The 20,968-nt window shown below is 57.4% G+C and carries 19 protein-coding genes and 1 pseudogene; 19 read left to right on the forward strand and 1 reads right to left on the reverse strand.

The features are described 5' to 3' along the window. The first annotated feature begins 164 nt into the window (after positions 1–164). From HZS55_RS12855 to HZS55_RS12895, 9 genes and pseudogenes are all read left to right on the forward strand, one after another. Positions 165–1,820, forward strand: coding sequence for an ABC transporter substrate-binding protein (locus tag HZS55_RS12855; protein ID WP_179908061.1), 1,656 nt, complete (start codon positions 165–167; stop codon positions 1,818–1,820). Between the two features lie 52 nt (positions 1,821–1,872). Continuing rightward, complete coding sequence (locus HZS55_RS12860; protein ID WP_179908062.1) at positions 1,873–2,895, forward strand: ABC transporter permease; 1,023 nt, start codon at positions 1,873–1,875, stop codon at positions 2,893–2,895. Continuing rightward, positions 2,895–4,025, forward strand: a complete 1,131-nt coding sequence (locus tag HZS55_RS12865) for an ABC transporter permease (protein ID WP_179908063.1) — start codon at positions 2,895–2,897, stop codon at positions 4,023–4,025. The genes HZS55_RS12860 and HZS55_RS12865 overlap by 1 nt, the downstream gene beginning before the upstream one ends. Beyond that, entirely contained in the window at positions 4,026–5,288 is a 1,263-nt protein-coding gene (locus HZS55_RS12870; protein WP_179908064.1) for an ABC transporter ATP-binding protein, read from the forward strand. Next, entirely contained in the window at positions 5,281–6,636 is a 1,356-nt protein-coding gene (locus HZS55_RS12875) for an ABC transporter ATP-binding protein (protein WP_179908065.1), read from the forward strand. Before HZS55_RS12870 ends, HZS55_RS12875 begins: the two co-directional genes overlap by 8 nt. A 48-nt stretch (positions 6,637–6,684) precedes the next feature. Continuing rightward, on the forward strand, positions 6,685–7,188 hold the full coding sequence (locus HZS55_RS12880; protein ID WP_246308252.1) for a DUF7529 family protein: 504 nt from the start codon (positions 6,685–6,687) through the stop codon (positions 7,186–7,188). Between the two features lie 69 nt (positions 7,189–7,257). Further along, a pseudogene (locus HZS55_RS12885) lies at positions 7,258–7,920 on the forward strand (DNA adenine methylase); the annotation flags it as partial. Positions 7,921–8,487: 567 nt separating this feature from the next. Beyond that, a complete protein-coding gene (locus HZS55_RS12890; RefSeq protein WP_179908066.1) occupies positions 8,488–9,075 on the forward strand; it encodes a hypothetical protein in 588 nt (195 codons plus the stop codon). A gap of 24 nt (positions 9,076–9,099) precedes the next feature. Continuing rightward, positions 9,100–9,354: a hypothetical protein gene (locus HZS55_RS12895; RefSeq protein WP_179908067.1), complete on the forward strand. Its 255-nt coding sequence runs from the start codon at positions 9,100–9,102 to the stop codon at positions 9,352–9,354. Positions 9,355–9,449: 95 nt separating this feature from the next. Here the strand turns inward: HZS55_RS12895 and HZS55_RS12900 are convergent, their stop codons facing one another. Next, positions 9,450–12,647: a hypothetical protein gene (locus HZS55_RS12900; protein WP_179908068.1), complete on the reverse strand. Its 3,198-nt coding sequence runs from the start codon at positions 12,645–12,647 to the stop codon at positions 9,450–9,452. 327 nt (positions 12,648–12,974) lie between these two features. On the opposite strand from HZS55_RS12900, the gene HZS55_RS12905 reads away from it, so the two are divergent. The 10 genes from HZS55_RS12905 to HZS55_RS12950 all read left to right on the forward strand — a co-directional run bounded on the left by HZS55_RS12905 (position 12,975) and on the right by HZS55_RS12950 (position 20,946). Continuing rightward, positions 12,975–14,279 carry a hypothetical protein gene (locus HZS55_RS12905; protein ID WP_179908069.1) on the forward strand — a complete coding sequence of 435 codons (1,305 nt, stop codon included), beginning with the start codon at positions 12,975–12,977 and terminating at the stop codon, positions 14,277–14,279. Between the two features lie 173 nt (positions 14,280–14,452). Then, positions 14,453–14,647: a hypothetical protein gene (locus tag HZS55_RS12910; RefSeq protein ID WP_179908070.1), complete on the forward strand. Its 195-nt coding sequence runs from the start codon at positions 14,453–14,455 to the stop codon at positions 14,645–14,647. Between the two features lie 9 nt (positions 14,648–14,656). Further along, the gene (locus tag HZS55_RS12915; protein ID WP_179908071.1) at positions 14,657–16,357 is read left to right on the forward strand and encodes a hypothetical protein; all 1,701 of its coding nucleotides are present in this window, start codon (positions 14,657–14,659) and stop codon (positions 16,355–16,357) included. A gap of 47 nt (positions 16,358–16,404) precedes the next feature. Further along, the gene (locus HZS55_RS12920; RefSeq protein WP_179908072.1) at positions 16,405–17,760 is read left to right on the forward strand and encodes a hypothetical protein; all 1,356 of its coding nucleotides are present in this window, start codon (positions 16,405–16,407) and stop codon (positions 17,758–17,760) included. A 435-nt stretch (positions 17,761–18,195) separates the two neighbouring features. After that, positions 18,196–18,540 carry a hypothetical protein gene (locus HZS55_RS12925; RefSeq protein WP_179908073.1) on the forward strand — a complete coding sequence of 115 codons (345 nt, stop codon included), beginning with the start codon at positions 18,196–18,198 and terminating at the stop codon, positions 18,538–18,540. 97 nt (positions 18,541–18,637) lie between these two features. Beyond that, a complete protein-coding gene (locus tag HZS55_RS12930; RefSeq protein WP_179908074.1) occupies positions 18,638–18,994 on the forward strand; it encodes a hypothetical protein in 357 nt (118 codons plus the stop codon). Further along, positions 18,991–19,278: a hypothetical protein gene (locus HZS55_RS12935; protein ID WP_179908075.1), complete on the forward strand. Its 288-nt coding sequence runs from the start codon at positions 18,991–18,993 to the stop codon at positions 19,276–19,278. Before HZS55_RS12930 ends, HZS55_RS12935 begins: the two co-directional genes overlap by 4 nt. Continuing rightward, entirely contained in the window at positions 19,275–19,490 is a 216-nt protein-coding gene (locus tag HZS55_RS12940) for a hypothetical protein (RefSeq protein ID WP_179908076.1), read from the forward strand. The genes HZS55_RS12935 and HZS55_RS12940 overlap by 4 nt, the downstream gene beginning before the upstream one ends. 99 nt (positions 19,491–19,589) lie before the next feature. Continuing rightward, positions 19,590–19,865, forward strand: a complete 276-nt coding sequence (locus tag HZS55_RS12945; RefSeq protein WP_179908077.1) for a zinc ribbon domain-containing protein — start codon at positions 19,590–19,592, stop codon at positions 19,863–19,865. A gap of 85 nt (positions 19,866–19,950) precedes the next feature. Beyond that, positions 19,951–20,946: a DNA cytosine methyltransferase gene (locus HZS55_RS12950; RefSeq protein WP_179908078.1), complete on the forward strand. Its 996-nt coding sequence runs from the start codon at positions 19,951–19,953 to the stop codon at positions 20,944–20,946. Positions 20,947–20,968 lie beyond the last annotated feature (22 nt).

Consider the following 20,968-nt stretch of genomic DNA (forward strand, 5'->3'; position numbering starts at 1 on the left):
GCCGAACGTCCGGCGACCTTCGACGTCATTCTTTCCGCGCTCGATATCGGCCAGCGACGGCGCCGGCCGCGGCCGAGCGGGACCGAACGGCGCCCGCTCGTGTGGCCCGCGTTCGTCGATACCGGTCCCAGCTTATTAGTGGGTCCCAGGCAACGGGGGCAAATATGGCACGTGATATCGACAGACGGGATTTCCTGACGCTAGCCGGGACCGCAGCGGGGGCGGCCGCGGTGGCGGGCTGTTCGGGCGGCGAGGGGACGCCGACGGGGGACGACGGTAGCGGAGGCGGCGACGGCGACGACGGCGACGACGGCGGAACCGATACCGGGACGCCGCTGCCGGAGCCGGAGACGCGGGTGGGCTACCTCGAACGCGCCAACCGCGTCCTCAACGAGGAGGTGCCGTGGATCTACCTGAATCGGCAGTACTCGGTGTACGGCAAGTCGGCGGACGTGAACTGGGAGGCGCGCCGGGACGAGCGCATCGACGGCTACGCCATCGAACCGACGGGCGACCGGGACTCGGTGCAGATCACCCAGTCGGCCATGGACTCGGGGCTGGACCCCCACGACCACCGCGAGACGCCGACGGACAACATCGTCCTGCAGGCCTACGAGGGGCTGCTCTCGCGGGACCGGGAGGGGAAGGTCGTCCAGGAGCTGGCGACGGGGTACGAGCGGCTCGAACCGGGCCGGGTGCGGTTCGACCTCCGGTCGGGCGTCTCGTTCCACAGCGGCGACTCGCTGACGAAGGAGGACGTGGCCTTCTCGATCAACCGGATCGTCGACCCGGAGGTCGGCGGGCTGGACAGCCCGCAGTCCGACCAGCTGGCGGGCGTCACCGGCGCCGAGCCCGCGGACGGCGACAGCGCCGTCGTCGTCGAGTCCGAGGGGATCAACCCCGTGGTGTTCGCGCTCTTCGCGACCTACTGCGACGTGATGAACAGGTCGTGGGTCGAGGACAACGACGAGGCGTACATCAACTCCCACATGAACGGGACGGGGCCGTTCCAGCTGGCCGAGTACGAGCAGGACGTGTCGGTCACCTACGAGGCGTACGGCGACTACTGGAAGGACGGTGCGCCGGCCGACGAGCTGGTGATCACGGCCGCGAGCGAGGCGAGCACGCGGGTCAACCAGCTGGTCAGCGGCGAGACGGACGTGATCGTCAACGTCCCGCCCCAGAACATCAGTCAGGTCGACGGGGCGGACAACGCCGAGATCAGCCCGGTACCGAGCACCCGCGTCATCTACAACGCGATGATCTACGACCGGGAACCGTTCGACTCCGTGCAGTTCCGGCGGGCGATGAACTACGCCGTCGACCTGGAGAGCATCATCGAGAGCGTCCTCTCGGGGTTCGCGGACGCGACCTCCCAGCCGACGCTGGAGGGCTTTACGGGGTACAACTCGGATCTCGACCCCTACCCGTACGACCCCGAGGAGGCCGAGCGGCTGGTCGAGGAGAGCGGGTACGCGGGCGCGGAGATCGAGTTGCACACGCCCAACGGTCGGTACCTGAAGGACCTGGAGATAGCCCAGGCGGTCGTCGGCTACATCGACGAGCTGGAGAACGTCTCGGCGTCGGTCAACCAGCGTGACTTCGGGAATCTGACGGACGTGCTGCTGGACGGTGACATCACGACGGGCCCGGCCTTCTACCTCATCGGCTGGGGCAACGCCACCTTCGACGCGAGTCAGACGCTCATCCCGCTGTTGACCTCCGACGGCTCGCTCACGTCCTACAAGAACGACCGGGTCGACGAGCTGATCGACCAGGCCCAGAGTATGGGCGGCGGGGAGCCCGGGACCGACAGCTGAATGTCGCCGACGTGGACGCCCGCGGCGGGCCGGGGGCGATAGCGTGGCGTCGATGGGTCGGTTCCTCGCGAAACGGGTGATACAGGGGATGGCGGTCGTTCTGGGCGTCGTGACCGTCGTCTTCCTGCTGCGGTACGTGACGCCGGGGAACCCGGTCGACTTCATCGCGCCGCTGGACGCCAGCCAGGAGACCCGCCGCCGGATCGCCGAGGACCTGGGGTTGAACAGACCGCTGTACCGCCAGTACGTCGACTACGTCGGGGACCTGTTGACCGGGGACATGGGCTACTCCTACCGGTCGCGGACGCCCGTGCGGCCGCGGGTGCTGGCGAAGGTCCCGGCGACGCTGGAGCTGGCGCTGGCGGCGACGCTGGTGGCGGTCGCCCTCTCGATCCCGCTCGGCGTGATCAGCGCGACTCAGCGCCACGGTCCGGCCGACTACGGCGCGACGCTGTTCTCGCTGGTCGGCATCTCGACGCCGAACTTCTGGCTGGGCGTGATGCTCGTCATCGTCTTCGCGGTGCAGTTCGACGTGTTCCCGACGAGCACCCGTCCGGTCGGCCTGCTCGACGCCGTCGGCAACCTCGTCGTGGTCGCGGGGCCCGAGCGGGGCTGGGCGCTCCCGCTGGACGCCTCGGGCTTCCTCGCGGACCTGCGGTCGTGGCTGGCCTACATCACCCTCCCGGCGATCACCCTGGGAACGTACTTCACGGCGCTGATCACGCGGCTGACCCGCTCGGGGATGCTCGACCAGCTGGGGGAGGGGTACGTCCGCGCGGCGCGGGCGAAGGGCCTGCCCGAGACGCTGGTGCGGTACCGCCACGCGCTCCGGAACACGCTCATCCCGGTGATCACCGTCGTCGGCCTCCAGATGGGGACGCTCGTCGGCGGCGCGGTGATCACGGAGGCGGTCTTCGACTGGCCGGGCCTTGGAACGCTCGTCATCGACGCCATCGGCAACCGCGACTGGCCGCTCATCCAGGGCTCGCTGGTCGTCATCGGTATCGGCTTCGTGGTCGTGAACATCGTCGTCGACGCGCTGTACGCGACGCTGGATCCACAGGTGATGGACTGATGGGACGACTCGACACGCTACTCCGGTATCTGAACCCGTGGCGACTCGCCGCGGCGCTCCGCTCGTCGGTGTCGCCGCGGACGAAGCGCAACCTCCGCCGGGAGTTCGACCGGAGCCTGCTGGCGAAACTCGGGGTCGTGCTACTGGTCGTGGTCGTCGGGGCGGCGGTGTTCGCGCCGCTGGTCGCGCCCTGGAACCCGACGAACCAGAACCTCGACAACGAGCAACAGCCGCCGCTGGGCTTCAGTCGCGCCGAGACCCAGACCGGCCAGGAGATGGTCAACGGGTCCCTGGAGCTCACCAACGAGACGGTCGTCGTCGACGCGACGACCGCCCGTCCGCTGGGGACCGACGGCCTCGGTCGGGACATGCTCTCGCGGGTGATCTACGGGGCGCGCACGTCGCTGCTGGTCGGGCTGCTCGGGACGACGCTGGCGATGCTGCTCGGCGTGCCGACCGGGCTGGTCTCGGGGTACTACAGCGGGCGGGTCGACGACCTGCTGATGCGGGTCGCGGACGTGAGTCTCGCCTTCCCGTCGCTCGTGCTGGCGATCGCGCTGGTGGGGCTGTGGGGCGAGGCGAGCGTCGCCGTGCCGGACCCGCTCGTGGTGAGCGGGATCGCGCCGGCGATACGCGGGGTGATATCGCTGCCGGGCGGGCTGACCTACCCGACCGGGATGCCGGAGACGTTCACGCTACCCGGGACGGTCATCGTCGTGGTCGGGCTGGTCAACTGGGTGTGGTTCGCCCGCGTGGCCCGCGGCGAGGCCCTGGCCGTCCGCGAGGAGGAGTACGTCACCGCCGCCGAGTCGCTGGGGGCCTCCGACCGGTTCGTCATCCGCAAGCACGTCCTGCCCAACAGCCTCACGCCGATCCTCGTGTTGGCGACGATCCAGGTGGCGGCGATCATCCTGCTGGAGAGCGCCCTCTCCTTTTTGGGCTTCTCGGGGACGACGCTGTCGTGGGGCTTCGACATCGCGCAGGGCCGGGAGTACCAGACGACCGCGTGGTGGATCGCCGCGATGCCGGGGCTGGCGATCGTGCTCACGGTCATCGGAATCAACCTCGTCGGCGACTGGTTCCGCGACGCCCTCGACCCCGGTATCGAGGGCGAGGGGGGAGGTGTGTAGATGGGCGACGCCGACGAGGAGCCGCGTCGCGATGGCGCCCCGAGCGGGACCGACGGCGGCGACGGCCGCGACCTCCTGCGAGTCCGCGACCTGTCGACCCGCTTTTTCACGGAGCGGGGGCAGGTCAACGCCGTCGAGTCGGTCGACTTCGACGTGCGCGAGGGCGAGATCCTGGGGATCGTCGGCGAGTCGGGGTCGGGCAAGTCGGTGACGGCGCTGTCGCTGGTCGACCTCGTGGAGTCGCCGGGACGGGTGACCGACGGTGAGGTCCGCTATCGCGACCCCGGACTCGCCGAGGAGTTCCCCGACGCCGCCGACGGGGAGATGGTCGACCTCCGGGCGGTCCCCGAGCGCGTGCGACGAGCGTTGCGGGGGCCGGACTTCAGCATGATCTTCCAGGACCCGATGAGCAGTTTCAACCCGTCGCTGACGGTCGGCGAGCAGATCGCCGAGGCGGTGGAGGTCCAGCGGCGCGCGAGCGCCCGGCCGCGCTCGACCCGCTCGCGGACTCAGGGGTACGGGCTGGGGTCGTACCTGCTGGACGGGGTGGTCCCCGGCCGCGACTACACGGATCCGGAGAGCCGCGAGCGGGCGGTCGAGCTGCTGGACCAAGTCGGGATCCCGGACCCGGCCGAGCGGGTCGACGAGTACCCCCACGAGTTCTCCGGCGGAATGCTCCAGCGGGCGATGATCGCCCAGGCGCTGGCCGGCGAGCCAGACCTGCTGATCGCCGACGAGCCGACCACCGCGCTGGACGTGACCATCCAGGCCCAGATCCTCGAACTCCTCCGGGAGATCCAGGCCGAGCGGGACATGAGCGTCCTGCTCATCACGCACGACCTGGGCGTCATCGCGCGGATGAGCGACCGGGTCTGCGTGATGTACGCCGGCGAGGTCGTCGAGCGCGGCACGCTCGCGGATATCTTCGAGGACTCGGTTCACCCGTACACGCGGGGGCTGCTCGGTTCGATCCCGGATCTCGCGGACCCGGCCCGGCGACTGCAGCCGATCGAGGGGTCGGTCCCGAGCCTCCGGGACGCCGAGATGGACGACCGCTGTTTCTTCGCCGACCGCTGCCCGAAAGCGATGGAGGACTGCCTGGAGAAGCCGCCGGAGTTCGACGCCGGCGGCGAACACGGCGCCAGGTGCGTCCTCGCCGAACGCGAGTACAGCGAGGCGGCCGCGCTGCCCGAGGGGTTCTTCGACGACGGGGGCGGCGAAGCGGGGCGGACCGGCGCCGACGGGGGTGAGCGCCGTGAGTGAGCGCGGCCCGCTGCTGGAAGTCGGGGGGCTGAAGAAGCACTACGCGGACGACGACTCGCTGCTGGACCGGTTGCTCGGCGCCGAGAGCCGGAGCGTCAGGGCGGTCGATGGCGTGAGCTTCGACATCGCCGAGGGGGAGACGCTGGGGCTGGTCGGCGAGTCGGGCTGTGGCAAGTCGACCACCGGCGAGACGCTGCTCGCGCTGCAGGAACCGACCGCCGGCGACGTGCGCTTCGACGGCGAGTCGGTGTTCGACCGCGACGATATGACGGAGTTTCGACGGCGCGCGGGCGTGGTGTTCCAGGACCCCTTCTCCAGTCTCGACCCGCGCCAGACCGCGGGCGCCATCGTCACCGAACCGCTCGAGATCCACGGGCTGCCCGAGACGGACCCCGGAGTCGCGACCGAGGCGGACGTGACCGTCGAAGGGGTAGACCCCGGCCGGGTCGAGATCCGCGTGGCCGACGACGTCGACCTCGTCGTCGATCCGGTCGACGGCGTCGCGACCGTCCACGTGACCGTTCGGCGGCGCGACGGGGCCGTCTCGGCGTCCGCCGCCGAGGACGTGACCGCGACGGTCGTCGAGGGCGGCGGGGCGTCGGACGACGCGAGCGGTGGGTCCGGTAGCGAGCCGGTCGTCGTCGAGGTGCGCGTCGACCGGTCGCTCGGCGAGATCCGCCGCGACCGGGCGAAGGAGCTGCTGGAGCGGGTCGGGCTCTCGGCCGACCAGGTCGACCGCTACCCACACGAGTTCTCCGGCGGCCAGCGCCAGCGGCTCGGTATCGCCCGGGCGCTGGCGCTCGAACCGGACTTCCTCGTGCTCGACGAACCGGTGAGCGCGCTGGACGTGAGCGTCCAGGCGCAGATCCTCAACCTGCTCGACGACCTGCAGGCGGAGCTGGGGCTGACCTACCTGTTCATCGCCCACGACCTCTCGGTCGTCCGGCACATCTCCGACCGCGTCGCCGTGATGTACCTCGGCGAGATCGTCGAGCGCGGCCCGGTCGACGCCATCTTCGAGGACCCACAGCACCCCTACACGCGGGCGCTGCTGGAGAGCGTTCCCCGGGCGGACACCAGCGAACAGGGCCGACGCGTCGACCCGCTGGCCGGCGACGTGCCCTCGCCGCGGGACCCGCCGGCCGGCTGCCGGTTCCACACCCGCTGTCCTCACGCCCGGGAGGTCTGCCGCGCGGAGGCGCCCGAGGACTACGACGGCGACGCGAGCGGTCAGCGGGCCGCCTGCTTCCGGCTGGTCGACGACCACCCGTACTGGGAGTCGGAGCCGATCGAGGTCGGCGCGAGCGCGACGGGCGAGTCGGACGAACCCGCGGCGACGGACGACTGACCGTCGACGAGCGACACCTTTTCCGCCCGGCCCGTCGGAGTCCGTGGCATGACCGAAGACGAGGAGGACGCCGCGGCCGGGCCGGCGTTCGCGGGGACGGGCGCGGCGAGCGCGGTCCGCGAGCACTGGGAGGACTTGCTAGGGGACATGGACGCCACGGCGGCGGAGTTCGAGGACGCCGGCTGGGAGACGCTCCGGCTCCACCCGGGCGACGTGACGGCCGTCACCGGCGACCGCTGGGGGTTCGACGTGCTGGTCCCCGACGACGAGTTCGAGCGACTTCGCGAGTGGGTCGATGCCGGCGACTTCGACGAACACGACGTGTATCGCGTCGAGAGCGGGATCAACTTCGCGCTCGTGGTGCTGAAAGACGACGACGGCGAGCGGGCGGTCTGCTGTCCGCTCTACTACGACGACGCCGCGGTCGAGGGGCTGGGCGAACTGGCCGAGCGACGGGGCCGCGTCGAGACGCACGTCCGCAACCTCGCCGAGGCGTACGTCACGTTCACCCACGACGAGCCGGACCTGTTCTTCTCGGACGACGCGGACTGACGGGGTGGTCGGTCGTCCGGGCGAGAGCGATGGCCGGGCTTAAGACGGTGAGCGTCCACGGTCCGGTGAATGGCGAAGCCGGTACTGAAGTGGGCGGGCGGCAAGCGCCAGCTGCTCGACGAGCTGTACGCCCGCTTCCCGGCCTCGTTCGACCGCTACCACGAACCGTTCTTCGGGGGCGGCGCGGTCTTCTTCGACCTCGAACCGGCCGCGGCGACGGTCAACGACACCAACCCCAGACTGGTGAACTTCTACGAGCGGGTCCGGGACCGACCGGAGGACCTGATCGACCGGTTGCGCGACTTTCGGGACCCGGAGGCCGGCCCCGACCCCGACCTGCCGTTCGACGACGAGACGCGACGGGGGAAAGCGGTCGAGCAGTACTACTACCAGCAGCGCGCGCGGTTCAACGAGCGCGCCTACGGCGACGGGTGGCCCGCCGATGACGGCGACCGGCTGGAGGAGGCCGCGCTCCTGCTGTATCTGAATCGCACCTGCTACAACGGGCTGTACCGGGAGAACGGTGACGGCGGGTTCAACGTCCCGATCGGCCGCTACGCCGACCCGGACTGGGTGCAGGCCGACCGGATCCGGGCGGCCGCCGGGACGCTCGCGGGAACCGAGGTACGGAACGGCGACTTCGAGTACGTGCTGGACGCGGCGGAGCCGGGCGATCTGGTCTACTTCGACCCGCCGTACGAGCCGATGAGTCCGACGGCGGACTTCGCCGAGAAATAAACTGACTGGCACACACTACTGACACACAACACAGGCTGGCGACGGGTACTCTATCTCCTAAGAGAGTGAAATTGAACACACGCACGAGCGCACCCAGAAAATCGAAACAATCGAAAATTCAGAACGCACCTGATTGAACCAACTCGACCCCGAACCACAGCACACCTATCACGATAAGATATAGCCATATCGGAACTCCACCCTCATCATCTTCCTGTACTTCCTGCACGAGTTCACGATACTCTGACTGAGATATTTCGTTACCGCAGTTAGGGCACGGTACTTCGACCTCTTCTGAATCACCTGATGTACGCCGACTTCGAGAATCCTGAGACATACTATAGAGTATGCTCTCTAAGGTTAGTGGCGTTCGGGAACAAAGGAAAGGCGTAGTCGGATTCGGTGTGACAGAAGTGCATATGTCGGCACAGGACTGACCGTCCTAACTTGCGATTGCTAAACAACTCCGACTACACTCGTATGTCTATTATCAAACACTAAATACTTATTCCCGAATCGAACGGGAGAGCACCAAAAAGGTTCGAGCGACAAATATCCCATATGACTTCTGACGATAATTTTGAACTCAGAGACGGACAGTATCACTGCACGAATCCTGATTGTGACTGGTGGGTCCCTGAAGGTATGGAGTATCTCGCAGACGACCACGACTGCGAAGAGTGGAGAGAAAACACAGACGAAGAAGACCCAGATTTTTTTGAAGGTTTAGATGTATCTTCGTTCTTAGACCAAAATCCACAAGGCGACGAATTGGAGGCGATGTTTGAGGGTTGTGTTGAGGAAGGTGAGATGACCGACCTCGAACGAGAAGTCATCGAAGAACGGATGGAAGATATAGAGGACGAAGAGAAACGTGGCGATATTGACGAACTGATTGAGCGGCTCGAAGACCCAATTTTCGCTGACGAGCCAGAAGTCGAACTCGATGCTGAAAACGACGACCTAAGCGATATTCCCACACAGGAAGAAATAGAAGAGCGGCTTGAAGAACTGAAGGAAGAAGTTGAAGAGGAAGAGAGTCTTTGGGATGAGGTTGACGTTGATGAACTCCTCGAAGAGACTACTGGCGAATCCGAAGCTGAAGAGATGGTTGACCGCAACAGAGAAGATGAAGACAAGAGCGCCTAACAAGCTATAGAACAACTACATAGTATGGGCGACCAAGATTCTGCAGGCGACGGAATCACCGACCACGTACCTGAGGATGCGGAGAGTACACTCTCACCTGAAGACAAACTACAAAACGCTGACGACGAAGAACTCCTGAGAGAATACTACGATACGGTTCATCACCTCGGCGTTTGTGACGCTGAAGGACAAATCGATAACCAGCAACAGAATTGGGAAGGTGTACTGTTTCAAGAAATCCTGAGTAGGATGGACGAGGACTACGAGCCAACTTACTGAGATTGTTATCTATACTTATTCTAGCCAAGTTAGCAGCTGCTAAGATTGTTGCTAATTAGCAGCTTTGTTTCTAAGTACTATAATAGAGAAAGTAGTTAGAGGACTATCTTCAGAAACTTCCCTATCATCTTGAACGGGAAGAACAGAATCCTGAACGGGAGAGTCACGGTCTTCCAAACCGACTTCACCACGACCAAGATAACGATGAGGCCGAGCAGAGTGCTGCCAAACACTCCGACAATCAACATCAACTGTTGACCGACGAGTTCTCCGAACACATCTTCAGGTGAATAATCGGAGCCGCCTGAACCAACAATCACTTCGACCGTATCGGTTTGCTCGTACACAATCGCCACCGACTGATGCTGGTTCGAGTCGTAGACGATTTCTTCAGAGTATAACAACTCGCCTGTGCTTGCGTTGTGGATGTGGTAGAGGTGCGTGGGCGTGTCGTTAGCTAAGTCCTGCCCGCCGACTGTTTGGTACGTGTGGATGCGTCCGCTCTTGTAATCGACTTCTGCGAACCCTGCGGTCGTGTTGTCAGGAATAGAACCGTCATACAGTACAGTCTGGTTGCCCGAATCTCGCTCATACGAGTATAGGCTTGCGCCCACTCGTGCGTAGATGGTATCCTGCCCGTTCGAGGTCGCACCGTGAAGCCTGAGTGTTCGAGCCGTTGAATCACTCCACACAACATCTCTATCCAAAGTGTTCCGTAGCGAGATGTTGTTCTCATCTTGGTACAGGAAGCCAATCTCCGTGTGCTGAATCGAGGAGATGTTCTGTGTCGTGTAGGCTTGGTATTGTTCAGTATCTCCGAGATAGGTCGTGATGTAATCGCTTCCGTAGGTGCTGATAGCCGCCTGTCCGTCAGAGAATCCGATTGCGTAGCCTTCAGCAGGCGGCGTGTATGAGTTGGTGGAAGTCAGGTTCTCAGTCTCAAAATCGTATGTATAACGGCCTGCGTCGGTCGTGAAGTATAGCGTCCCATCCCGAGCTATCGAGTCTTTGCCGATTGCATCTGGTGTGAGATTGAGATGGTGTACATCCTCGACCTCGCCCGTGGCGTCCTCAAGTTCATATAGATGGATACTGCCGTCTTCCTCCATCGAAGTTGCATAGATGCGGTGTTGTGATTTATCCCAGGCTACCGAGTAGACGATGTTGCCGTTAGTCGAGTCGTTGAGGCGTGTTTCCCAAGCGACCTCACTCGTGTTTGGGTTGAGGGCGACCACCTTATCTTGCGTCTCCTGAGCGACCTGTGATTTGTTCTCCGCCGCTGTGAAGACGAGCAGGTCAGCGGTTTCGTACTCAGGTGTGTCCGTTTGAGCAGATGCAGGACCGACCATATACGGAGCGACACCTGAAATCAAAACCAACCCTATCAGCATAAGTGCGAAGTTTGGACCGAACAACCCTCCGTTTCCACCACCACCATCACGACGCCGACGAAGCCAGAGCAAGACGAAGAACAAGATTGTCAGCGAGAACGGGAAGGCGATGAAGCCAATCACAGCAGCGAGTAAGCCACCGAGCTGAGCAATCAACCCACTACCAGCGTCACCACCAACGAAGACACCATCATCAGAATCGTCCGTGGATGTGGTATTATCGGTTGAATCGCCGTCGTCTGTTGTGTTGTCGGTTGAATCTCCACCATCGCTACTGTCGCCAGATGAAGAAAGTGTGAACGATGTAGTCGAGGTTGTGTCGTCGGTGATGGAGACGGTCTCGTTCGTCGTGTTGTAGCCGTCGGCGAGGACTGCGACCGTATAGGTCTGGTTCGCAGGTAACGATGTGTTGTACGGTGCGGATAGATTTGACTCAGAGTGGATGAGAGAATCGTTACTATCGTAGACCTCAACCGACCAGTTTGATACGCCTGTCCCGCTGTCGTTCGTTACTGAGTCAATTTTGAGGGTTCCAATCGCCTCCTGAAGTGTGTAGTTGAGGAGAGCTGTCTGTTCTCGCTCGTCAATCGATGCGGAATAGACTGTCCCATCATACCCGTCCGCTTCAACTCGAACCGAGTAGTCGCCAGCGTAGGCGTCGATAATATAGTTCGACTGGATTTCCGTTCCGTTGATATCTGAGCGCTCGAAAATCTGGTGTCCGTTGTCGTTGAAAATCTTGACTGTTGCAGTAGAGTTGATTGCGCTTCCGTTCACGTCACTAACGGATAGAGAGAGTTCGCCGAGTGGGACAAAAGTCACATCCTCAGCGAACCCGTTGCGAAAAAAATCGACTTCTACTGGCGACCTCGTATCAACTTCTCCGTCGTCGTTGAAGTACGATTCAACTTCGCCTGATTGATTCTCGACTACAGTTCCGTTCTCGTAGTCAAATCGAACGAAGTAGTGTGTATTCGGAGAGTTTTGTGCTGTGTATACTTCGAGTTTGATTTCACCGTCAGGTGATGCGACAATCCGACTCGTGTTATCATACTGGATTCCTTTATCACCACCGTCTACACCTTCGATTTCGTACTCAGATTGGCCCGTATCTCGGTTAACGATGTGTAGGTCATGTCGAGTACCGACCTGCACCCATACGACGACATACCCATCTGTAGATTCGAGGACTGTGTTTTGACTCCCAGTCCCTTGAATCTCAGAATCGTATGATGCGTTAATTGTCTTCTCAAGCGTTCCGTCACCTGTTGTGTTGCTGGTGTTGTAAACTTCGATAGTACCGTCGTCTAAGAGATTGTATCGAGTATCCTTGCTCAGAGAGTACGTGCGCTGAAACTCATCGTATCGCAGGTTGCCGCTCTTATCTACCCGTATGATTGAAGTTGAAGTGTTGCGACCGATTTCATCGACAATATTTCCTGTACTCTGATTGAGTTTGTAGACGATTGATTTGGGGCCTGCTTCGTCGTTGTCGAAGTTAACTGAAACATAGACATATTTGTCGTCGGTGGCGATATTGTTGAGCCACTCCATATTCTGGATTGGGCGAGTTTCGCCTTGGAGTCTCTCCACTCGGAAGTCATCTGGATATTTGTCGTTGAGATTCGTTACCCAAATCTTGTCTCCGTTCTCATCGTAGAGCGTTGTTTGCGTGGTGTTGTTGCTGGTATACGTGGTTGCGTCTACCCACGCTACATCGGTCGTGGCTGTTGTCGTGCTAGTAGTGATGTTGTTGTCACCGACTGGTTCGGTGTCGCCGATAACTCCCGCAGCTGCCGCTCCGATAATAGCAGTCGATACGACTGCTCCGATAAGTAGCATACCGAGGACTGCTACGGTTAGTTTAGTGCCGATACCCGATTTTGATTCAGAAGAACTCATACTTATAACAATTTATTTACAACACTAAATATTTAGTCCCTGACATACTCTTTTCATATATGACTTCGACACCACGGGACGAAATATATCGGGTAGTATACACAACTGGTTCCTTTCGACTCACCGTCGCCGATGTGCAACAACAAGCGAAAGTCGAACTCTCACAATATACGGTTCGGCACGCTCTGAACGGGCTTTCAGAAGTTGATGTACTCGCTCATAAGAGCGGTAGTCCGTACTGGTATGTGAAATAGTACGGGCACACGTATGCGTTAAAGTATCAATTCACAATAATACTTTTAGTGATTGAATTATATAATAATTCATATGGGTAATTACCTAAATAAATCTAATTCAAATTCGTCTACTGCCTCTTCAGGTAGTGACGATGACGGCCCAAGTAGTATCGCACAAGCACTAGCAATTTTCGCAGTCTTCGGACTCATCCTGTCGTCCTTCGCTGCACCTGTTGCCGCTCACTCCGCCACAGGCGTACAGGTTGACAACACGAGCTACAACTCTTATGACGACGAATATTCCCAGAGTGGTTGGGTCAACAACTTGACCTACAACGATTCTGAGACTGTTTCCGTCCGATTCTCTGCAGACGGAGTGGACTACACTAACGCTTCGCCTCAGGTTGTGACGGGTGACGCTCAGGTAGTCAACCACTCTGTCATCAATAACGGCAGCACTCTCGAAGTTGAAATCCAGTCCGACTTCGCATCTGGCGTGAACGAAACCACGCAGGATGTTGAAGTCGTAGCTACTGGACTTCAAGTTGAGTCAGATGGTTCCGTTGGTACGTTTTATTACACTGACACCAACGGAACGACCTATACTGACTCGTTCAGTTATTCGGTAGAGTCCTCAACTTCGACAACCGCTACTGGTAGTGTTGCACTCGGTAACATCAGCACTTACGACAACGGTTCTGTTGATTCGGTTGATATCCAAATCGAGAACAGCTCGGGCGACCTTGTAGTTGATGAGTCCAACGTCTCTGACTTCGATAATTTCTCGAAGGAACTCGACACTGGCGACTACACGTACACGCTTGTTGCTGACGGCTACGCTGACGCCACAGGTAGTTTCTCCGTCACGGAGAACAACACCACTCAGATTAGTCCTGAGTTCGGGAAGATGCAGGTAGACTACGAATTCACCATCGAAAATAACGGTAGTGCGGTCGATTCCTTCGACTTCGCAATCTATGATGGCGACAGTATCGGTGACAACGAGACGGCTATTGTCTCCACTTCTGTCACCTCCAACGACAGTAACACTGTATCCACCCTCAACCTCGATGATGGGTCACAGAAGGTCGTAGAAGTTACCTACACGGACGCTGACGGGAACGAGACGACTTACACGGAGACAATCACCGTAGACAGCTCTCAGGCTGAGAACGGCACGGTCTCCCAGACTGTCGATGTTGCCACATCGTCTGATGATGGCGGCTTCATCGGTGGCGTTCCGTCCTTCGATAATCCGTTCAGCGGACTTGGCGACCAGCTCCCAGATGACCCTGTAGTCCTTGTACTCACAATCATCGCTGGCTTCGTTGCGGCTGTTGGGACAATCTTCACCCTCCTTTGGGTCAAGAACGGCCTCAAGTTCAACAACCTCTGAATAGCTAACTAACCACTCCTCACGGAGTTTCAGGCGTGCTGGCTTGCCTTGCTGTGGGTTCAAATCCGCAGGCGTCACTATACAAGCAAAACATCAAATAAGTGATAAATATGATTCAAGAACTACTCAACTCAAGTGAACCAGCAGGAAACGCATCGTGGACGAGCGGTAAGATGCTACTCATCCTCTCTATCTTAGCGATGAGCGGGATGATGTTTATCGTCGGGATTGCCGTTCTCGCTCCTGAGTTAGTCAAGACGCTCGGGATGGTAGTTCTCGGTCTCGGTGGCTTCCTGCTTTCGATTATTGCTGTCGTGGTATTGCTCTACAACTTCAATCAAATCCTGCGAGAAACAGGTTTCCGATGATATTCAACTATGACTACTCAAAATCTCTTCTCGATTCTGGCTATTCTGTTGGTGCTTACTTCGTCAGTCGGTGCTATCGGTACGGCTGCAGCATCTTCGCCACAACCAGCGGACATACAGTTCCAACAGGAGACGCCAACGCCAGAAAACGAAACACAGGCGAATAACTCAACGAACAACACGACCTCGACTCCGACGGCCACTCCAACGTCTACACCAAGTGATGACTTTGCGTCCTCAAACTCTTCAGATGATTCTGGTGATACTGTCGTCGTAGTAAACGGTAACTCGAATAATCAATCAAACGAGTCGAACGCCTCAACAACCCAATCTTCAGAGCCACCGTTTGACCCTGCGGACGCTGAACACGAATTCAACAACGGAATTCTCCTGAACGAGCGGTCGCACAATCAGACGCACGCTTCGTTCACTATCTACAACCCAACGAACGAAACACAGTGGGTAGTCACCAACAACAACGCAGGACAAGAGCCACGTATCAAATCCTACGAACTCAAGCCGAACGAATCGAAGAACCTGACGACACCAACCACAGGAGGTCTACTCGGATGGGCTGTATCCGTTACTTCAACTGAATCTATCCAATCTATCGAAACAGGAGCGCAGTACAACATCCAGTACTCAGCGTTAGTGATTAACTGGAATCCTGCGGGCGACCTCGGACCTGCGATTGGTTTCGTTGGCGGGCTAGTGATTATCATCATGTTCGTTGCAGTGATGAAATTCAATCTCCGTGTGGGCAAGATTGCGATTCCACTCACAGGACAGCCTGTACAGGGCGTCTATCAGGACGAAGACCTCCCGAGTCGGGACGACCCGTACTCGAAGCAAGCAAAGGATATGATTCACGGGTTTGGCTTGCTCGGTGTCGTTATCTTCAATTGGGCGATTGGTGTGTTTGCGTTCTGGGATATCTATCCGCCCGCTTGGTTCGCTAAACTCCTTTCAGGATTCGGGCGACTATACGACCCGTCATCGTTAGTTACAGTTACTGAAGTCTACTCGAACCTGATGGTGTACTGGGCGTATGATGTGGTTGTCTTCGCTCCTGTCGTCTACATCATCGGTAAGTGGTATCTCCGACGGAACGGCATCTACCTCCACGATATCGACCCTCGAACGGGCGACAATCACACGTACCTCCTCTCGCCAACTCGGTTCGCTGACCTGCAAGTGTTCAAGAAAGGTCGTGACCCAAATAGTGGACGGAAACTCAAACCAAAGCCTGTAGATAAGAAACGCCTCGCTGAGAACAATAAAGATACAGACAGGCGCTCGTATGAAGCGCAGAAATACAATCCACGGGATAACGCCGCCTATCTATCGTGGGAAGGCGAGAAGAAGCAGGTCAAACCATCCCAACTCCGACGCCACGAGCGGCTCGTCGATTACCTGCTTGAAACTTCCTCGACGCTCTGGGACCGATACGGAAACCTCCGAGACAAATTCACCATCCTCGCACAGCAAGAGTCTCGACGCCTCAACGCAAAACAGACAGCGCAAATCGAGGGCGGAATTCTCGAAGATGGTGAGAACACCCGAGACCGCCTCGACGCTGAACTCCAGGATGCTGGCTTTGACGATGTTGTCGAAGGTGAAGAGCGGACGATTGAGGATGTGGTTGAATCGGCGACTGATGAGAGCGCACCGCACCTAGATTCCGACGAATCGTCGGATGGTAACAGATGAGCCAAGCAAGCAATCGAGGGCGTGCGCTAGGGCGTACTGCATCGGACGTGCGAGATGAAACGGAAGGGAAGGACGCTGAGAACCACATCTATGAGTGGGCGGTCAAAGTTCTCGATGAAGAACTATCACGGGTGCTTGCTGACCGTCGTGAATCCTGGCACGAATTCCGAGAAGAGTTTGGATATGAGAATCTCCCGTATGTCGAGACTGAAGAATTCCGAAAGATAGTTTCGAAAGAGACGACAGTAGACCTCGGCGGCCACATGAAGAACGAACGGATGGCGATTCTCAAATACTTCGTGTCTCGTGCAGAGCGTCCTGAACTCAAACACAAACGCCTGTGGATGTGGCTCTATCAGTACCTCCAAACGCACGGGAACGACTACATCACACAACACCTGTCAGGCGATATGGGGTCGGGGAAAACCGACTTCGCTATCTTTGAAGCAAGACTCTGGAAGCTGAATCATCCAGACGGTGAAATCCTCTCCAACATCGAATCGTTCGAGCAGGCGACGACTGTCCTGAATCAGGACGAACTTGATGAGTGGATAGAAGAGAATCCTGATACAGACTACTTCTTCGTATTTGACGAAGCCAACAAGCACGCCAGCGGGACTGGTGACTCTTCCGCTGTTGAAGACCAGCTCTATCCGCTTGTTACCTTCATCCGTAAGAACGACGGCAACCTCGTCATCATCGGCCATAACCCGAAGGATATCCACAAGTGGGTGAGAGAACTCTGCGACTTCGTTCACAAGACTGGGTTGAAGACAGCGAAATTCTACAACTCGGTCGGGGAGAACGGCGAACCTGAAGGACACTTCAAAACACTCCGCAACATCCCACAGACCAGCTACGACTACGACACGAACGAGGTCTCGGATTGGTCGTGGGCGGACGATAAAGTCCAGGTGTGTATTGGAACGAACAAGGAAGGAGAGCGTTGTTCTACACCGCTTCGGTTCGATTACGATGAAGAAATCGAATACTTCTGTGATACGCACCACAATCAGTCTGAGCCGCATCCTGATGTTCCTGCAGAAGAACTCGAAGAGACGCCATACGCTCCTACTGACGGCTCTGACGATGACCGAGGCGAGCCTGTGCTCTCTGAAGATGAGGAGGAGAACGTGGACGGACAGACAACACAGGCTGGCGACCGACCCGAAGAGACGCCTGAGGAAGTCCGTTCATCCGATACTGACGAAGAAAACCCTACCCAAACTGCAGACGCTGATAACGAGCAGGACACGTACACCATCGAGAACATCCCGAGTGAAGGTTGGAAGATGATATATGAGAAATCGAGGATGGTAGCCGATGATATCGATGACTGGGATATGGTTGAGAAAATCCTGAACGACCGAGAACTGAGTGACTTGAAGCGGATGATGGACTGACGACGATTGTTTTCTTTGAGTTGTTTCTAACGATGTTGCTAATTAGCAGCTTTCTTAGCAATTAGCAGCTTTACTTATTTACTGTTCTAACAACTGTTACTATTCCTGTTATTATATTGAGTTAGCAGCTGCTAAGATTGTTGCTAATTAGCAGCTTTTGTTGAGTGGGTTGTGAGTGCGGAGATATCTTAACCAACATACTGTGTTGTCGGTCTATTCTTCCGTTCGTGTTGGTTAAGAGTACAGGCTGGCTCCCGTCAGTTTCTTAGCGGCTCTATCGCCTGTTTTCGGATAGTATCAACTCCGTACTGTTAGAATCTGGCAGGTAGAGCGTCTCTCCGTCTTGCGGGCACGGCTACACGTTCGCCGAGTCTTTATTTCACGAATTACTTGACCGAAACTTTTATATAGGTGGGGTACATATGTATATTTGTTATGAGTCAGAATACTTATACTTTTGATAGTACTGAAGCAAAGTGGGCCAAGCTCGGAGAAGTATATCAAGACCTCACCGACGAATTCGGTCAAGAGAACACGGAACGATTGTCAAGTACTGATGTATCTGTTGAAGGTATGGGAAACTACGGACACAGACAAGAAGTGATGATTTGGTACGACTGGACTCGGGGCGATGGCGTCAACGAAGGTTGGATGGTGAAGCTCGAAGACGGCGACGAAACTCGAAAGAAAATCTTCAACGAGGACTTCGCATCCGCACTCGAATTCTTCCAGAAAGGAGTCCAACGCCTCCGTGACGGAAGTTCAGTATACACAATCTAAGCGTGCTGGCTACACGAGGGTTCGATTCTCTCGACGCTCCTCCAAACCACCTACGGAAACTCTGGACGCCTGACAACAAAGAACGGAGAAGCAAACTATGAGTACGAATCAATTCAACACTCACGACAACAGTAGTACAGTCGCACAAACTCAGAATCTCGTCAACGCCAACAGCGGCGACCGAGTGTACGTCTACAGAGACGGCGATGAGTTAGCCGTCGAGAACGCAATCCAGACTGCCGAGTTCCACTTGGACGATATGGTCTGCATCTATCAGGGACAGATGGATGTGTTTCATCAAGTGTTCGAGGGTGCAGGACAGATTCTCGAATTTTGGTGGACGCCTGAAGGATTCTCGATGGTGATTCACGATGGCCTCGAACGACACCAGATTCAGTTCATCGTCAACCCTGACTCTGACTCTACTCGCCAGCGTGCGGGTGATACGTTATGAAACGACGAATCAAAATCCTCGGCTCTGCAGTAGTTGTCGGTATCGGGTTCGTCGTCAAACAGGCACTCGAACCAGACAAAAAACACATCGTTGAGCAGAAATTGAACGGTAAGTTCGAACTCCACTCAGTTGAGCCGAGCAAACTCGAATCGCTCGAAGTCGTTAGTATTGACAACTTAGACTTATTTTACGACTGTGGATATGAAGTCTATGAGTACGACCCAGAGACGAATTTAGTATATGTAATTCCTGAAGAGCTCGCATCTGCGGGTGATGACCGATGACCCGAAAGTACACTCAGCGGGACTATGTGCATATGAGCGTGATGCGGGTGCGTGACTGGGAGTTCGACGCCCGTGATATCCAAACCGTCATCGCCGACGATTACGACACAGAAGTATCGTATGAGACGATTCGAGGCGCTCTAAAAACTTTGCGAGAAGAAGGTCTCCTGGAACTTACTGACGACGGCAATCACTACAAGCGGAACTTCTAGGCGTGCTGGTGCTACACGAGGGTTCGATTCCTTCGACGCTCTTCCAAACCACCTACGGAAACTCTGGACGCCCGACAACAAAGAACGGAGAAGCAAACTATGACAGCGAAAAAATTCAGATTAGACGAAGCATCGACAGTTAGAGAAAACGGCTACGACTGGAACGTCGTGGAGTGTACAGAGTGTGGTGAGCAAGTCCAACAGCGACACGTCGAGGACGACGGCCATCGACAAGATGTGTGTCCTGCCTGCGACCAGGAGATGACGTTCGACACTTCAAACGAAATCGAGATTCCAAGCGTGAAGAGTCAGTCTACGATTGACTGGGAAAATAACCACGGCGAAAACGGAGGTGATGCTCCTGATGCGGTGTGATTGGGATTGCTGAAGTCGGTGTCATCTTGCTTGTCACAGGCGTCCTATTCCGAAACGAAATCTCAGAAATTCTGAGTGATATCTTATGAGCGGACTGAGAGTCTTTGATATCTTCTGTGGAGCAGGCGGCTTCTCGTGTGGCTTTGAACAGGCAGGCTTCGATATTGAGATTGGGTTCGACTTGAACGAGGACGCTCTGCGAACTTTCGTCAACAACCACAACGCCGACGGTGGACTGTGGGACCTGCAGGAGATGGACCCAGGCACGATGGACACGCAGTACGGTCTCCACGGCGGTCTCGTGGATGTGATGATTGGTGGTCCTCCGTGCAAAGGATTCTCCACGATGGGTGAGCGGGATGAGAGCGACGTTCGCAACCGCCTCTATTACTGTGCTATCGATTACGTGAACCATCTCAGCCCCGATGTAGTTCTCTTCGAAAACGTGGTCGGCTTGAAATCGATGGAAGACGGTAGAGGAGAAAACGTTCTGGACAACATCGTCCAAGCGTTTGAGTTGTGCGAAAATCCCACTTACAACGTATCTTGGAGAGTCTTCGACGCTGTTGACTTTGGAGTCCCTCAGACACGCAAACGACTTCTCGTATGTGCTGTATCCGAAAACCTCCACTTCACTTCTGAGGATGTACTCTCTATCGAACCTGATGAGTCTGAACGCTCTCTCGAAGATGTAGTCGAGGTCGAGGATAGATATGATGTGCAGACTTCGCCTGCTAACGAGGGTCGGCAACTCCGTCAGGAAACAGCACTCCGTGGAATCGACGAGCCGAGTTACACAATCAAAGCAGATGTGCCGAACTCGCTCCTCAATTCAGATGACTTGCCTGTAGACAGCATCAAAGATATCGACAGTCGGCGTCTCACGATAGACGAAATCAAGCGGGTCCAATCGTTCCCAGACGACTACGAATTCCACGGTGACACGAAGACTTCGATGTACAAGCAAATTGGTCACGCCGTTCCACCACAGATGGCCTATCACTTCGCCGTCCGCATCCGAAAATTGTTGCAAGGTGAGCCTGTGGACGGTGGACTTCAAACTGAATTAGGTTCGTTCTGAGAGGGTTAGAGAACACAGGCTG

The organism is Halosimplex rubrum (genome assembly GCF_013415885.1).
Lineage (GTDB): Archaea > Halobacteriota > Halobacteria > Halobacteriales > Haloarculaceae > Halosimplex > Halosimplex rubrum.

Excerpts from the sequence above, each read along its gene's own strand:
- HZS55_RS12855 (WP_179908061.1), top strand. The coding sequence starts at position 165 with ATGGCACGTGATATCGACAGACGGGATTTCCTGACGCTAGCCGGGACC.
- HZS55_RS12860 (WP_179908062.1), top strand. The coding sequence starts at position 1,873 with ATGGGTCGGTTCCTCGCGAAACGGGTGATACAGGGGATGGCGGTCGTT.
- HZS55_RS12865 (WP_179908063.1), top strand. The coding sequence starts at position 2,895 with ATGGGACGACTCGACACGCTACTCCGGTATCTGAACCCGTGGCGACTC.
- HZS55_RS12870 (WP_179908064.1), top strand. The coding sequence starts at position 4,026 with ATGGGCGACGCCGACGAGGAGCCGCGTCGCGATGGCGCCCCGAGCGGG.
- HZS55_RS12880 (WP_246308252.1), top strand. The coding sequence starts at position 6,685 with ATGACCGAAGACGAGGAGGACGCCGCGGCCGGGCCGGCGTTCGCGGGG.
- HZS55_RS12890 (WP_179908066.1), top strand. The coding sequence starts at position 8,488 with ATGACTTCTGACGATAATTTTGAACTCAGAGACGGACAGTATCACTGC.
- HZS55_RS12895 (WP_179908067.1), top strand. The coding sequence starts at position 9,100 with ATGGGCGACCAAGATTCTGCAGGCGACGGAATCACCGACCACGTACCT.
- HZS55_RS12900 (WP_179908068.1), bottom strand. The coding sequence starts at position 12,647 with ATGAGTTCTTCTGAATCAAAATCGGGTATCGGCACTAAACTAACCGTA.
- HZS55_RS12905 (WP_179908069.1), top strand. The coding sequence starts at position 12,975 with ATGGGTAATTACCTAAATAAATCTAATTCAAATTCGTCTACTGCCTCT.
- HZS55_RS12910 (WP_179908070.1), top strand. The coding sequence starts at position 14,453 with ATGCTACTCATCCTCTCTATCTTAGCGATGAGCGGGATGATGTTTATC.
- HZS55_RS12915 (WP_179908071.1), top strand. The coding sequence starts at position 14,657 with ATGACTACTCAAAATCTCTTCTCGATTCTGGCTATTCTGTTGGTGCTT.
- HZS55_RS12925 (WP_179908073.1), top strand. The coding sequence starts at position 18,196 with ATGAGTCAGAATACTTATACTTTTGATAGTACTGAAGCAAAGTGGGCC.
- HZS55_RS12930 (WP_179908074.1), top strand. The coding sequence starts at position 18,638 with ATGAGTACGAATCAATTCAACACTCACGACAACAGTAGTACAGTCGCA.
- HZS55_RS12935 (WP_179908075.1), top strand. The coding sequence starts at position 18,991 with ATGAAACGACGAATCAAAATCCTCGGCTCTGCAGTAGTTGTCGGTATC.
- HZS55_RS12940 (WP_179908076.1), top strand. The coding sequence starts at position 19,275 with ATGACCCGAAAGTACACTCAGCGGGACTATGTGCATATGAGCGTGATG.
- HZS55_RS12945 (WP_179908077.1), top strand. The coding sequence starts at position 19,590 with ATGACAGCGAAAAAATTCAGATTAGACGAAGCATCGACAGTTAGAGAA.
- HZS55_RS12950 (WP_179908078.1), top strand. The coding sequence starts at position 19,951 with ATGAGCGGACTGAGAGTCTTTGATATCTTCTGTGGAGCAGGCGGCTTC.